The sequence below is a fragment of the Arcanobacterium hippocoleae genome (genome assembly GCF_031456295.1).
In the GTDB taxonomy this organism is placed as follows: Bacteria; Actinomycetota; Actinomycetes; order Actinomycetales; family Actinomycetaceae; genus Arcanobacterium_A; species Arcanobacterium_A hippocoleae.
The window spans coordinates 1,410,696-1,422,758 of record NZ_JAVDUJ010000001.1 but is presented as its reverse complement, the minus strand read 5'-3'; the positions used below and the strand labels follow the sequence as shown (position 1 = coordinate 1,422,758).

Annotated in this window: 11 protein-coding genes and 1 riboswitch; all 11 genes read right to left on the bottom strand. The window is 50.8% G+C overall.

Features of this window, described 5'->3' with window-relative positions; translation table 11 throughout:
• Nucleotides 1-74: 74 nt before the first annotated feature.
• A riboswitch (TPP riboswitch) is annotated at nucleotides 75-175 on the bottom strand.
• A 67-nt stretch (nucleotides 176-242) separates the two neighbouring features.
• Nucleotides 243-500 carry a DUF4235 domain-containing protein gene (locus tag J2S36_RS06005; RefSeq protein WP_309956514.1) on the bottom strand — a complete coding sequence of 86 codons (258 nt, stop codon included), beginning with the start codon at nucleotides 498-500 and terminating at the stop codon, nucleotides 243-245.
• Nucleotides 501-561: 61 nt separating this feature from the next.
• Entirely contained in the window at nucleotides 562-1,071 is a 510-nt protein-coding gene (gene mnhG, locus J2S36_RS06000) for a monovalent cation/H(+) antiporter subunit G (RefSeq protein ID WP_309956512.1), read from the bottom strand.
• Nucleotides 1,068-1,496: an MrpF/PhaF family protein gene (locus tag J2S36_RS05995; RefSeq protein WP_309956510.1), complete on the bottom strand. Its 429-nt coding sequence runs from the start codon at nucleotides 1,494-1,496 to the stop codon at nucleotides 1,068-1,070. Before J2S36_RS05995 ends, mnhG begins: the two co-directional genes overlap by 4 nt.
• Before the next feature lie 2 nt (nucleotides 1,497-1,498).
• Complete coding sequence (locus J2S36_RS05990) at nucleotides 1,499-2,392, bottom strand: Na+/H+ antiporter subunit E (RefSeq protein ID WP_309956508.1); 894 nt, start codon at nucleotides 2,390-2,392, stop codon at nucleotides 1,499-1,501.
• A complete protein-coding gene (locus J2S36_RS05985) occupies nucleotides 2,389-4,098 on the bottom strand; it encodes a Na+/H+ antiporter subunit D (RefSeq protein WP_309956505.1) in 1,710 nt (569 codons plus the stop codon). Before J2S36_RS05985 ends, J2S36_RS05990 begins: the two co-directional genes overlap by 4 nt.
• Nucleotides 4,098-4,631 (bottom strand): Na(+)/H(+) antiporter subunit C, encoded by a 534-nt coding sequence (locus J2S36_RS05980; protein ID WP_309956504.1) that lies wholly within the window; start codon nucleotides 4,629-4,631, stop codon nucleotides 4,098-4,100. The genes J2S36_RS05985 and J2S36_RS05980 overlap by 1 nt, the downstream gene beginning before the upstream one ends.
• A 3-nt stretch (nucleotides 4,632-4,634) precedes the next feature.
• Complete coding sequence (locus J2S36_RS05975; RefSeq protein WP_309956502.1) at nucleotides 4,635-7,775, bottom strand: Na+/H+ antiporter subunit A; 3,141 nt, start codon at nucleotides 7,773-7,775, stop codon at nucleotides 4,635-4,637.
• 150 nt (nucleotides 7,776-7,925) lie between these two features.
• Nucleotides 7,926-8,537: a dCTP deaminase gene (gene dcd / locus J2S36_RS05970; RefSeq protein ID WP_309956500.1), complete on the bottom strand. Its 612-nt coding sequence runs from the start codon at nucleotides 8,535-8,537 to the stop codon at nucleotides 7,926-7,928.
• Between the two features lie 94 nt (nucleotides 8,538-8,631).
• Complete coding sequence (locus J2S36_RS05965) at nucleotides 8,632-10,269, bottom strand: MGH1-like glycoside hydrolase domain-containing protein (RefSeq protein WP_309956499.1); 1,638 nt, start codon at nucleotides 10,267-10,269, stop codon at nucleotides 8,632-8,634.
• Nucleotides 10,269-11,120, bottom strand: coding sequence for a carbohydrate ABC transporter permease (locus tag J2S36_RS05960; protein ID WP_309956497.1), 852 nt, complete (start codon nucleotides 11,118-11,120; stop codon nucleotides 10,269-10,271). The genes J2S36_RS05965 and J2S36_RS05960 overlap by 1 nt, the downstream gene beginning before the upstream one ends.
• Nucleotides 11,110-12,027: a carbohydrate ABC transporter permease gene (locus tag J2S36_RS05955; RefSeq protein WP_309956495.1), complete on the bottom strand. Its 918-nt coding sequence runs from the start codon at nucleotides 12,025-12,027 to the stop codon at nucleotides 11,110-11,112. The genes J2S36_RS05960 and J2S36_RS05955 overlap by 11 nt, the downstream gene beginning before the upstream one ends.
• Between the last annotated feature and the right edge of the window lie 36 nt (nucleotides 12,028-12,063).

Genomic DNA, 12,063 nt, shown 5'->3' with positions numbered 1-12,063 from the left:
GTCAGAAATCATCCTTAGCCGCCAAATCAGCAGCATCTGGATACTGCTGCACTTTTGCCTGTGAAAGCAAGCAAAGTGGAGAGATCTCAACTTCCTTCGCCGGTACTAACCGGAGCAGGTTCGAGGGTCTGCTTTCGCACTCTCAGCGCCTTTCGGCGCTCCCCTGTGGTCTTTCTCAGTATAACCAAAGCCCACTATCTAAATCGCTATTTTCAATCTGGATAGTGGGCTATTTGATAATTTTATGCGTCTGATTCAACGCCGTTACGATACTTTTCTTTCATTTTGCGATCAATCAGTGCAGTGACGATCGCGTTGACGCCCGCAGTGACAGCAGCAAAAGCAGCAATCTGGATCGCCGGCAAATCAGCATCCGTATCATCACCTTTCGGCTTCTGATTTTTCAGCACTTTTTCCCAAAAAACTTCAACACCTTTTTGTACTATAAAACCAGCCCCCGCGCTTACACCGAGACTTACGAGTTTCCAAAGCGGATTCATTATTCCTCCAAATTTTTTCCGGCTTCGCTATTTATTATCCAAGATTTTCTGGAACGATTTATTAATATTCAGATTTTTCTGTACGCACAGAACTTTGTTCTGGATATAACGCGGCAGAGACCGCACGGGGAGAATTTTTTCCAGCATCGCTGAGTGCAGAAAAATTTGCCGTCAAATCCTCCACCGCGGCTTTTTGTATCCGATATTCATCTGTACCCGTGCGTAAATCCGTTGCCAATTCATCAAAAAGCAGTTCACTTTGCAGAACTCGCCCGGTACGGTATCCAGCACGCGAAAGCATATGTGCCGAAATTGGCGCAGAAACTAATTGAAACGCGATCACGATCAGCAGCGTCCAGGTAACTGCCGTGGTGCGCACAAGCAAAATCACTCCCAATAAGAACATGATCAACGAAAAAACCTGCGGTTTTGTCGCAACGTGTTGCCGTGAAAGTAAATCAGGATAACGCATCATGGCGATTGCTGAAATCAGTGTAAAAAGCGTTCCGAGCAGTAAAAATCCCATACCAAAAATATCTGCCAAAAATAGCCAATCAATCAGAAAGTTCACTTACGTTCACCCCGATCTGCAAATCCGTCAACATATTTCTGCCTCATGTGCAGATCATTTTCTGGCCGCGACATCATTTCTTTTGCCGCTGTTTCTAACACCTGGGAATCCTGCACCTTGGCAGTTTTCCGCTCAGCTGCCGCCTGCGCCAACGCTTTTCGCGTAGCACCACTCAAAGGAGCTGAAAATCGCGCTAACGTAGTAGACCCAATAAAGCCAATAATGCTCACAGCCACGAACACCGGAAGCAAATCTGCACGCCGTGTAGCCGCCGCAAGTAGCGCAAATCCGCCGATCACAATCGAAGTGAGCATATCGACAGACACCATCCGATCCAGAGCCGTCGGCCCTTTCGCCGTGCGATATACGATCAGCAGTGCGGAAATAAATAGCAGCACTGCACAACTGGAAATCACATAGCTCATGCCTATTTCACCTCGTCCGTGTGTTCGTTACGCACTTCAGTTTTCTGCCCTTGCAGCCGATTCCCGGCGATCTGCTCCAAAATCTTCGTCTTTTCTGCCGCCACTTCAGGCACTTCCAGCACTCCATATCGCATCAGCTCAGGCCCGGTAGCAGGCGCATAAGGGGTTGGCAGACGCCCCAGGCTCGGATGCGATCCGGGCACATATCCGGCATCCACTAGCTCGTCGTGTGAAGCGAATGCACGCAACACTCGCTCCTCCTGCTCCAGCACACTACGATGCACACCATCTGGCCCACCAGCAAGCCCCATATCAAACACATGCACATAAAGCATCCCGGTAGCGCGATGTGCATCAACCACTACTGAGCCTGGAACCAGCCCGGTCATTCCAGAAACCATTGCAAGATATACGTCCGAATGTGAACGCAGCTGCACGCGGATAATCGCTCCCCGCGGCTCTTTTCCGCTGAGAATAAAGCGCGCCTGCGCAAAAGATGCACGTATGATATCCGCGAAAAAAATCGTGCTCAGCCGGAGCACACCCCACGGCCGGAAGCGCCCATCAAAACGCGTGAATGGGAATGGGGCGATCGTGGTAATAAATAATGCGAGAATAAATCCTGCCACAAAATTGGTGGTATTTAATTTACCCCAGAGCATCACCCAGACGATGGTCAGCCAGATGATCGTCCCCATTGAAGCATGTGGGAAACGGCCTGGACGCCGAGTTACCAATGCTATTTGCCGGGCTGCTTGCGAATTTTTCGCTGCCTGCCGTCTTGCTTGTTTCTGAGCTTGTTTTCGCGCGCGTTTCGCAGTTTCAGTTTTTTGCTCACTGCTTGCAGCTGTGGCGATGCCCGCCGCTTGATTCCTGATGTCGATTTGCTGGATCATTTTGCCCTGCCTCCATCATCCGGCTTTGCTGCAGGCAGATTCTGCTTTGCCCCTGGCGCATTATTTTGCGCATCTTTTTCACTCTCCCGTTTTGTTACATCACGCGAGATTCCACTGCCGCGCCCATCGTCTGGAAGTACCGAAACCACATAAGGTGCACGAGCTTCCAGTTCTAATGCTGCATTACGCGTATAGAGATTTAGTGGGCCGGCAAAAATTGAAAGCAGTATCGTTACTCCCACGAGCGTTCCAGCGGCTGCCGTCATCCCACGCGGATTTTGTTTTGCCGGTAATTCTTCGGGCGGAGTCTGCCAAAATGCCATATTCCAGGCACGCATTACCGCATAAAGGGTCAGCAGTGAGGTAACGATTCCCGCACCAATCAGCACCCAATCGATCCAGAGTCCACGATCTGCTGAGGATTGAATCAACCCAACCTTCCCAAAGAATCCTGAGAATGGTGGAATCCCGGCAAGATTTAATGCCGGAACGAGATAAAGCACAGCAATTAGCGGAGCCGTCCGCACAAGTGCACCAAGTTTTGTTAAAGACGTAGTCCCGCCGTGCCGTTCAATCAAACCGACTACCAGGAAGAGTGCTGTCTGCACCGAAATGTGGTGAATCGCGTAATAGATCGTGGCACCTAGACCATTCACTTGCGAGAGTGAAATCCCCCAGATCATGTAGCCGATATGGGATACAAGAGTGAAAGAAAGAAGACGTTTGATATCGTGTTGCGCGACGGCACCAAGAATCCCCATGATCATTGTGAGAATCGCGAATACACCGACGATAAGATCTAACCGATCCCCAGGGAAAAGCAGTACTTGCGTGCGGATGATCGCGTAAACCCCCACTTTCGTCAGCAAACCTGCAAAGACCGCCGTGACTGGTGCAGGAGCTGTTGGATATGAATCTGGAAGCCAGGCTGAAAGCGGAAAAATCGCTGCCTTCACGCCAAAACCAACCAACAGCAGCGCTTGGATTGCAAGCCGCACACCAGAATCGATTTCCGGAAGCCGGAAAGCCAGCTGTGCCAGATTGACCGTGCCGGTAGCTGCATAAACCAAGGAAATCGCAATCAGGAAAAGGAATGAAGAAAGCAGCGAAACTACCACGTAAACTGTGCCCGAACGGATGCGATCACGCGTACCGCCCAGGGTGATCAGCACGAATGATGCCATCAGCAGCATTTCAAAACCAACATAAATATTGAATAAATCGCCGGAGAGGAATGCGTTAGAAACACCTGCCGAAAGAATCAAGAACGCAGGATGGTAGACGGCGATTGGTGCTGCTTCGTCTCCGTCAGCTGCGCCTTGTACCAGCGAATACAGCAATACCAGCAGTGTCACGGTAAGCGAAGTGAGCAGCATGATTGCCGAGAGACGGTCAGCTACCAGCACGATCCCAACCGGCGCTGCCCAGGAACCGATATCGAGCACGACAGGCCCATCCAGCGACATCACCAGTAAAGCAACCGCCACACCAAGAGATATCGCCAACACGGTTGCACTGATTATTCCCTGCAGCCGGCGTACCGAAGCAAATGCTAACGAAAGCCCCGCGCCCAGCAAAGGCAGTACGATTGGCAATGCGAGTAAAATATTCCAGCCGAGTGTAGCATGCCCATGAATTTGCGATTCAGCTGCGAATAGCGGATTTCCCAATCCGGGAAAGATACTCAAAATATTGATTTGGTTCATCAGCTCACACCCCACGAATCTTTCACCGGATATTGTTCTCGCGGGCGATCCAGAATCGGATCGATCGTGCCGATCAATTCACAATCTTCACGCACACCTTCGGTATCGTCATGCGTCTGGCTCGCATCTTCTTCCACGGTACTTGCAAGATCGGCACGGGCAGCAAGCTTTTGCCGCTCGATCCGTCGCGCAATCCGTTTATCTTCGAGATCGTCTTGTACTTCATCATTACCATGCAACTGCCAGGAACGATATCCCATTGCGAGCAGAAAAGCCGTGGTAGCTAAACCAATCACAATTGCAGTGAGCATCATTGCCTGCACAAGCGGATCAGCCATCGCTTCAGGTGCAGCAGACCCCACAATGGGCGGCTCACCTGAACGTCCGCCAGCAACCAGGAATAAGATATTCACTCCGTTAGTGATATTGGCTAAGCCAAGTACAATCCGGGAAAGTGAGCGTTCCAAGATCAGGTACACACCGACAGCGAGGAGTATTGCTCCAAGAATCAAAAGCGCAAGTGAACTTTCCATGATTTAGCGCACCTCCTGCATCTTTTCGGCGTATTGTTGCCCGTGATCTGCTGACGTGGAATTTTCCGGTATTTCAAATACGTAGCGCTGCGTAGAAAGCTCAGCTTCAGCTTGATCACGGCGCACATCACGCTCAGGCACAATATCGTAAGTTTCTGGAGATTCGATACCTGCGAGTTCTCCGTGCCGATCAATTTCTGCACCGAGGGAACGCAATATATCTAGCACTAGCCCGACCACTACCAGGTAGACTCCGATGTCAAAGAAGATTGCCGTCGCGATCTTCAATTCACCAAGCGCTGGCAGCGTGAGATAAAACTTTGCGGTCTGGAAAATTGTGCCGCCAAAGCACATCGGCACGATTGCCGATACGGCTGCAATCACAAGCCCCGCTCCCATTAAATGCCCTGGATGTAACGGCACCGCCGCCCCGAGCTCATACCGTCCACCAGCCACATATCGTAGTACAAGCGCAATTCCAGCCGTCATCCCCGCTGCAAAACCGCCACCGGGATAGTCGTGCCCTGCAAACAAGAAATATAGTGAGAGCATTACCAGAGTGTGGAAGATAATGCGCGTGCCAACTTCCAAAATCACGGAACGACGTTGCTGCGCAAGCGTATGTGTACCTGCCAGCCAAACCATATTCCGCCCCGGCGCACGCACAGTTTGCGCGATCTCTTTTGCCTGACGGCGGTTCCAGCTTTGCCGCTGGATTTCCTGATCGCCTGGCTTTGCCCACACATTAGCGTTCTTGACACTGCCATCAGCGAGATTCCGGAAACGATCGATCCGGCCTTTCTTGTCGCGAATGAAAAGCAGCGAGGAGACGCCAATAGCAGCAGCTACGACCACAGAAATTTCACCGAATGTATCCCAGGCACGAATGTCTACAAGCGTCACGTTTACAATATTTGAACCGTAGCCGTAGTAGTATGCTTCCTCTGGGAAAGCAAGTGAAATCGGTGCAAATACGCGCGCCCCGGCAGCGAGCCAGGCGATCGCAGCACCCGCTACTCCGACTACTGCGGCAAGAATAATGCGTGCCCAGCGGGTCATCCGCATTGGTCGATTCGAGAAATATGCTGGCAAACGGCGGAGTACCAGAATGAATACGACGAGGGTCATGGTTTCTGCCAGCACCTGCGTCAGTGCAAGATCTGGAGCGCCATAAAGTTCGTATGTGAGCGCCACGCCATAACCAGAAATGCCCATCAACAGCACGGCTTTCATCCGGTGACGCGCGCGGGCACCGATCAGCGCGGCAAGTGCGGTAACGATCGCGACGGCAAGCTGCCCGAGCGAATCAAATCCACGAACCGGCTTGATCACTGCAAGATTTCCTAAAATGAGCGCACTTGTACCTACCGCAAGGGTAAAAGTGAAGATCGTGGAGAGATATGCGGGTAGCGATCCGCGTTGTGTAAAGCTCGTCGCAAAGCCGGAAAGCGTTTCCAAACCGGAGATCAGTTTTTGGTAGGTACCGTCAGCGGTAATTGGGAATTTCCGTTTTTCCGCAATTCGCACAAAGGTTTTACGCACAATGAAAATAAGTACCCCAAGCACGATCACTGCCGTAGTGATCGCCAGCGCAGGAGTAAGACCGCCCCAGATTGCCAGATGCCCGGCTTCACCGGGAAGAGTCTGCGCGTGGAGTGTAAACACTTTTTCTACAGCTTGGTAAGCGAGCCCGAATCCGAGGCTGGCAGCAGCGAGAATGATCACTGGCAGTAGCATCAGCCAGGATCTGGATTTGATCTCAATCTCAGCTACGCCAGCTTTGTTTGCGAAAGCACCCCAGATAAAACGCAGAGTGTAGCCGACCGTGAGTGCCGATCCGAGTGCGATCACGATCCAGGTGCCGGTAGCGCGTAAATCTGCGCCCGGGCTGGTCAAGGCGTGCAGTGCAGCTTCTTTTGCGACGAATCCAGCAAGCGGCGGTAGCCCCGCCATTGATGCAGCCGCGATCATCGCCGAGATTGCTAGTACTGGCATTTTTCGTGCAAGCCCAGTGAGCTGACGCAAATCGCGCGTACCCGTCGCCCAATCAATAATTCCGACGGATAAAAAGAGTGCCGCTTTGAACATCGCGTGTGCCAGGAGCATCGCCAAGCCAGCAAGCATCATTGCGTTACTGCCATATCCGACCATGATCATCAGCAAACCGAGTTGCGAGACGGTTCCGAAAGCGAGCACAAGTTTCAAATCGTATTGTTTCAGTGCACGGTATCCGCCAAGCAGCAAAGTACAGCTGCCAAAAAGCAGGATCATTGCACTCCACACCGGATTCGTGGGGGCAAATCCTGGTGAAAGCCGTGCTACGAGGTAAATGCCAGCTTTCACCATTGCCGCCGCATGCAGATAAGACGAGACGGGAGTAGGGGCAGCCATTGCCGCTGGCAGCCAAAAATGCAGTGGGATCAGTGCCGATTTGCTGAATGCCCCCAGCAGGATGAGGATCAGTGCAGCTGTGATAACGGCTGGCGGTGTGGAATTGGCAGGGATCGCAGCTAGACCAAGTGTGCCATCCTGCGCGTGTGCCACAAGTTCGCTGATCGAATAAGAGCCGCCCGGAGCCTGCCCGAAAATGATGATCCCGAAAAGCATACATAGGCCGCCTGCCGTCGTGACCATGATTGCTTGCATTGCCGCACGGCGGGATGCACTTTTATCGAAGTAATGCCCGATAAGCAGGAACGAAAAGACGGTAGTCAGTTCCCAGAAGAGATAAAGCGCGAGAGTGTTATCGGTCGTGACAAGGCCAAGCATTGCCCCGGAAAACGCGGTGAAAATACCGGCAAATCTGCCCAATCCGCGTGCACTTGCCGAGAAATAACGCGAGCAGTATGCGAGCACTAATGCGCCAACTCCCGTCACGATCAGCCCCATCACCCATGAAAGCGAATCGATCCGGAAGGAAATCTCAAAGCCAAGCTCTGGTGCCCAAGGTAAATTTTCCGTGTAATATCTGGCTGCGGCGGTGGGCTTGGACGCTCCGGAAAGAGCCGTATCATGCAGTGTGAGCAGGTAGCAAAATGCACTGGCTGGGATGAGCGCCAAGATCAAGAAGCCAAGCCTGCCGCGTTGAAGTAAAAACGGCGCAATCATTGCACCTAGTGCGAACACCAAGAGCAATAACAGCATTGATTCTCCTTCAGCTCGTGGATCGTATTGTTTTGTTATCGGCGTGGGCACTGCACTGACTGAATGATCCCACGCCAACTTGCATTATTTGCGGTTCGTGATGGCACTTTTGTGCTTCGGGCGGTACTCGCCATGCAGCCCGGATTAGTTTTATGCTGTTTTATCGTCTGTATTCACGATCGTGCGCGATGTATCGACACGGTGAAAATTCAGATGGGAACGGGAAGCAGTTGGCCCGCGCTGCCCTTGATACCGCGAGTGCGTAGCACCCTGACCATATGGGCGATCTGCCGGTGAAGAAAGCTGGAAGAAGCACAGCTGCCCAACTTTCATCCCCGGATAGAGTTTGATTGGCATGGTAGCTGTATTTGAAAGTTCGAGCGTAACATGGCCAGAAAATCCTGGGTCGATAAAGCCAGCCGTGGAATGCGTTAGCAAGCCGAGGCGCCCGAGAGACGACTTTCCTTCAAGCCGGGCTGCAATATCGTTTGCCAAAGTGACTTGTTCAAAAGTAGATCCGAGCACAAATTCGCCAGGGTGCAGCACGAACGAACCGTTAGCAGGCACTTCGATTAGTGTAGTTAGGTCGGATTGATCAACGGCAGGGTCAATCACGTCGTAACGGTGATTGTTGAATAGCCGGAAGTAGCGGTCAAGATGTACGTCCACGGAGGACGGCTGCACCATTTCCCGATCCCACGGATCGAGTGTAATGCGCGAATTTTCAACAGCATGCAGGATATCTAAATCTGAAAGTAACACCCTTCGATTTTGGCATGAATTTGGATATTTTTCACTAGGATTTCGAGCTTGGCGGAATATGGTGCAGCCGTATTAGTAAAGCCTTGGTTTCACCTCACATCGGGGAGGTGAAAGACACACCCAAAGCGTTCTCATTTTTCTCGCGTACTGCCAGATCAATGTAAAGCGCAGCAGACCAGCCAAAACAAGTAGTAGCCGTCCGGCAACGTGTGCCGCTTCGAGAGTTCACATACTCTACCGGCCCGCCAGCAACCGCAAACATCTCAAGCGTAGACTCCCGCAATTTTGCCGCCAGCTCTAACTCTCCATTACTTTCCAGCCCGTCAGCTACAAGATATGTAGTATTCACCCACGTTGGCCCACGCCACATTGTATTTTCCGCAAAACTTGGATCGTCCTGCGCCACAGTAGGCAAAGGCCATCGCGCATGAAAGCGTTCCGGATTTTCAATATCGGCAGAAAGCTGCCGCAACCGAGAAGAATCAATTCCCGGAGCAAAACAGCCCAGCAATGAAAGGATCGTGCGATATTGGCGTACACCCGCATGGTTCTGTGCAAAATACGCGCCTTGCTCGTCATCCCACAAATCAGCCAACCATCGGCGCAACTGCGGCAAATTATCCAACGGGCATTCCACTCCTATTTCAGCCGCCCATTCCCGCAAAATCTGCTCCTGCACAATTAGATAGGCTAAGAGATCTGGCGAAACTACCGCCCCTGAGGCATCAAATACCGGGCTATCGTCCAACCCCGAAGAGTATGGATGTAAATATTGCGGGCGACCAAGCTCATCACAGTTTTCCGCACGCATCCACCATTGTTGATTTGCCAATAAAATGGGATACCACTTTCGCATCAATTCGGCGCGCTGCTGCGGAGGTAGCTCAGCAATGATCTGCTTCGCCGCCCACGCCCCTAACGGCGGTTTCGTTAAAGGCACTACTTCTCCGTAGCGCAGATTCCCTCGTTCACGCAAGGAAACCAAATCACATGGGGGAAGATCCAAGGATGAAGCCAGCCGACCTTTTTCGTGCACCACGTCAGGGAGTTGTCCGTCCGGTTCAGGCGAAAATGCGATTTCTAACTGTGCGATTGCCAGCTCAATATCTCCATGTTGCAAGCCGAGCGCAATAAAATATGCATCCCACTGCCAGAGTCCCACATACCCAAGCATGGACGGCACCACAATGGTGCGCATCGTTGCATTTTCACCAATTTTCAAAGCGATTTGATTCGCACCAAGCACCCACCAGCAAAAATCCGTCATTTCCTGACGGCAAGTAAGCACCCGTGGAGATTTTTCCATCCATTCCCGGACATAAGTATCAGCTATTTTTTGAAATTCCAGATGTGTCTGCTGAAGCGATTCCGCAGTGAGAAAATCATTTCCGAAAATGCGTAACGAGTCTGCAAGCTGATGCAACTCAATATTCGCTAAATCCACCCATTCAATCGCTGAAGCATTCAGAAGTTGTATCGAGCACGAATTTTCACATATTGCGAGTTCCCACTCTGCGCTGCGTACAAAGCCCCAGCCAATCTCGATTTCGCCTGCTGGAAGACGCGCCACCAAGCATTCTTGCAACGGTACTTCATAACGCACGTAGTAAAGGTCAAGTGTTTGATCTTCCGTCTTCAGCTCCGCAGGATCTTCTTCATAACGCAGCAAAAAACGCGACTTCGGCACTGTAAAAGGCACATCATACAAATCAATAAAAGCTGGATTTTGCATTATCTTCCTCCAAGCCCAGAAGTGGCGAGACTGCTCATGATGCGCTTTTGCCCAATCACAAAGGCAATCAGCATCGGGATTGTAGAAACGGTAGTGGCTGCCATGATCAACCCCGTATTCAGCCCACCGAATTGCCCTTGGAATTGCGAAAGCAAAAGCGGCACAGTGTAGAGTTCGGTGCTGTTCAGCAAAATCAATGGAAGCAGGAAGTTATTCCATGTATCAAGCGCGACGATAATTCCGAGTGCACCTAAGCCCGGCGTAATCAGCGGCAAGACGATCCTCCAATAAACCCGCCACCGCGAGGCTCCGTCCATCACAGCTGCTTCATGCAATTCTTTGGGGATCGAAAGGATAAACTGCCGTGCCAAGAACACACCAAATGGGTTTACCAAAATCGCGGGAATGATCAGCGCTAAGTGTGAATCAACCCAGCCAAATTTACTCATTAGCATATAGAACGGCACAAGCGTAACTTGCTTTGGCACCATTTGGGTCAGCAAAATCAGCCCAAAAAGCCACTTTGATCCTTTGAAAGAAATACTCGCAAAGGCATATCCCGCCATTGATGTGGTAATCAACGCGCCTGCTACCACCAGGACGGTGATGTAAATCGAGTTGAGATAGGCTCTGCCAAATGGGAGCGCTTGCCATGCTTCCAGAAAATTATCGAAGGTCCAGGGCTGAGGCCAGATACTTAATGGATCTGCAAGTAATTGCGGAAGTGTCTTAAATGAGGAAAGGAACATCCAAATAAAGGGAAGAAACATCACTACCGCAATCGCGCCGACGGCGATTTGCAACCCGATTTTGTGCTTCTTCCAAAAACGACGTACGGAATTAGTTGTCATAATGCACCAATTTCTTCTCAAGCCCAAATTGCGCCACAGTGATCACTACCGAGAGCAGCAATAGGCAAATCGCAGCTGCTGAGGATAGCCCCAATTGCCCTTTCTTAAAGCCCAGATCGTAAATCTGATACACGATCGTACGCGTGGCATTTTCTGGTCCAGCATCTTTGACCAGGACGAAAATCAAATCAAATGCCTGCAGTGAAGAAATAAACGCAATCACTGCCTGAAAGAAAATCGTTGGTGAAAGCATCGGGAGCGTGATCGAAAAGAAACTACGTACTCGACTCGCGCCATCCAATTGCGCAGCTTCCATTAATGACGGACTGATATTTTGCAGACCTGCCTGGAAAATCACGATATTCAAGCCAAGCGATGCCCAAATAGTAACCGCACAGACGGCGATCAAGGCAAGTTTTGGATCTTGCAGCCATTGCGGAGGATCGATCCCAAAGACGCTGCCAATCGTAGTCGAAAGCCAACCGTCACCACGTAAAAGTTGCTGCCAAATCAATGCCACCGCAACTGAACTGGTCACCACGGGAGCAAAAAGCATCACCATATAGACGGCTTTATGTTTGATCTGATTCACCATCACTGCAATCAAAATTGCAATAAACAAGCCAATCGGTACTGTCACTGCCGCAATTATCAGCGTATTCAGCACTGCTCGCAGGAAGAGCGGATCGTTGATTTGGTTCATGAAATTATCGAAACCGACAAATTTCATTTCACCAAAACCGTTCCATTCAAAAAATGCGAGATAGAAACTAAATGCGAATGGAATCAACGTAAAGAGCGTCATCCCAATGACCTGTGGACTCAAAAATACTGCCGCCCACCATTTATCACGTTGTTTCCATTTTGGGGTACTATTTACCGCCCCATTCACTGTTTGCACACTCATCGTAAACTTCTTACTTTGCTTCGACGAAAATCAAAC

Excerpts from the sequence above, each read along its gene's own strand:
- J2S36_RS06005 (WP_309956514.1), bottom strand. The coding sequence starts at position 500 with ATGAATCCGCTTTGGAAACTCGTAAGTCTCGGTGTAAGCGCGGGGGCT.
- J2S36_RS05995 (WP_309956510.1), bottom strand. The coding sequence starts at position 1,496 with ATGAGCTATGTGATTTCCAGTTGTGCAGTGCTGCTATTTATTTCCGCA.
- J2S36_RS05990 (WP_309956508.1), bottom strand. The coding sequence starts at position 2,392 with ATGATCCAGCAAATCGACATCAGGAATCAAGCGGCGGGCATCGCCACA.
- J2S36_RS05985 (WP_309956505.1), bottom strand. The coding sequence starts at position 4,098 with ATGAACCAAATCAATATTTTGAGTATCTTTCCCGGATTGGGAAATCCG.
- J2S36_RS05980 (WP_309956504.1), bottom strand. The coding sequence starts at position 4,631 with ATGGAAAGTTCACTTGCGCTTTTGATTCTTGGAGCAATACTCCTCGCT.
- J2S36_RS05975 (WP_309956502.1), bottom strand. The coding sequence starts at position 7,775 with ATGCTGTTATTGCTCTTGGTGTTCGCACTAGGTGCAATGATTGCGCCG.
- J2S36_RS05965 (WP_309956499.1), bottom strand. The coding sequence starts at position 10,269 with ATGCAAAATCCAGCTTTTATTGATTTGTATGATGTGCCTTTTACAGTG.
- J2S36_RS05960 (WP_309956497.1), bottom strand. The coding sequence starts at position 11,120 with ATGACAACTAATTCCGTACGTCGTTTTTGGAAGAAGCACAAAATCGGG.
- J2S36_RS05955 (WP_309956495.1), bottom strand. The coding sequence starts at position 12,027 with ATGAGTGTGCAAACAGTGAATGGGGCGGTAAATAGTACCCCAAAATGG.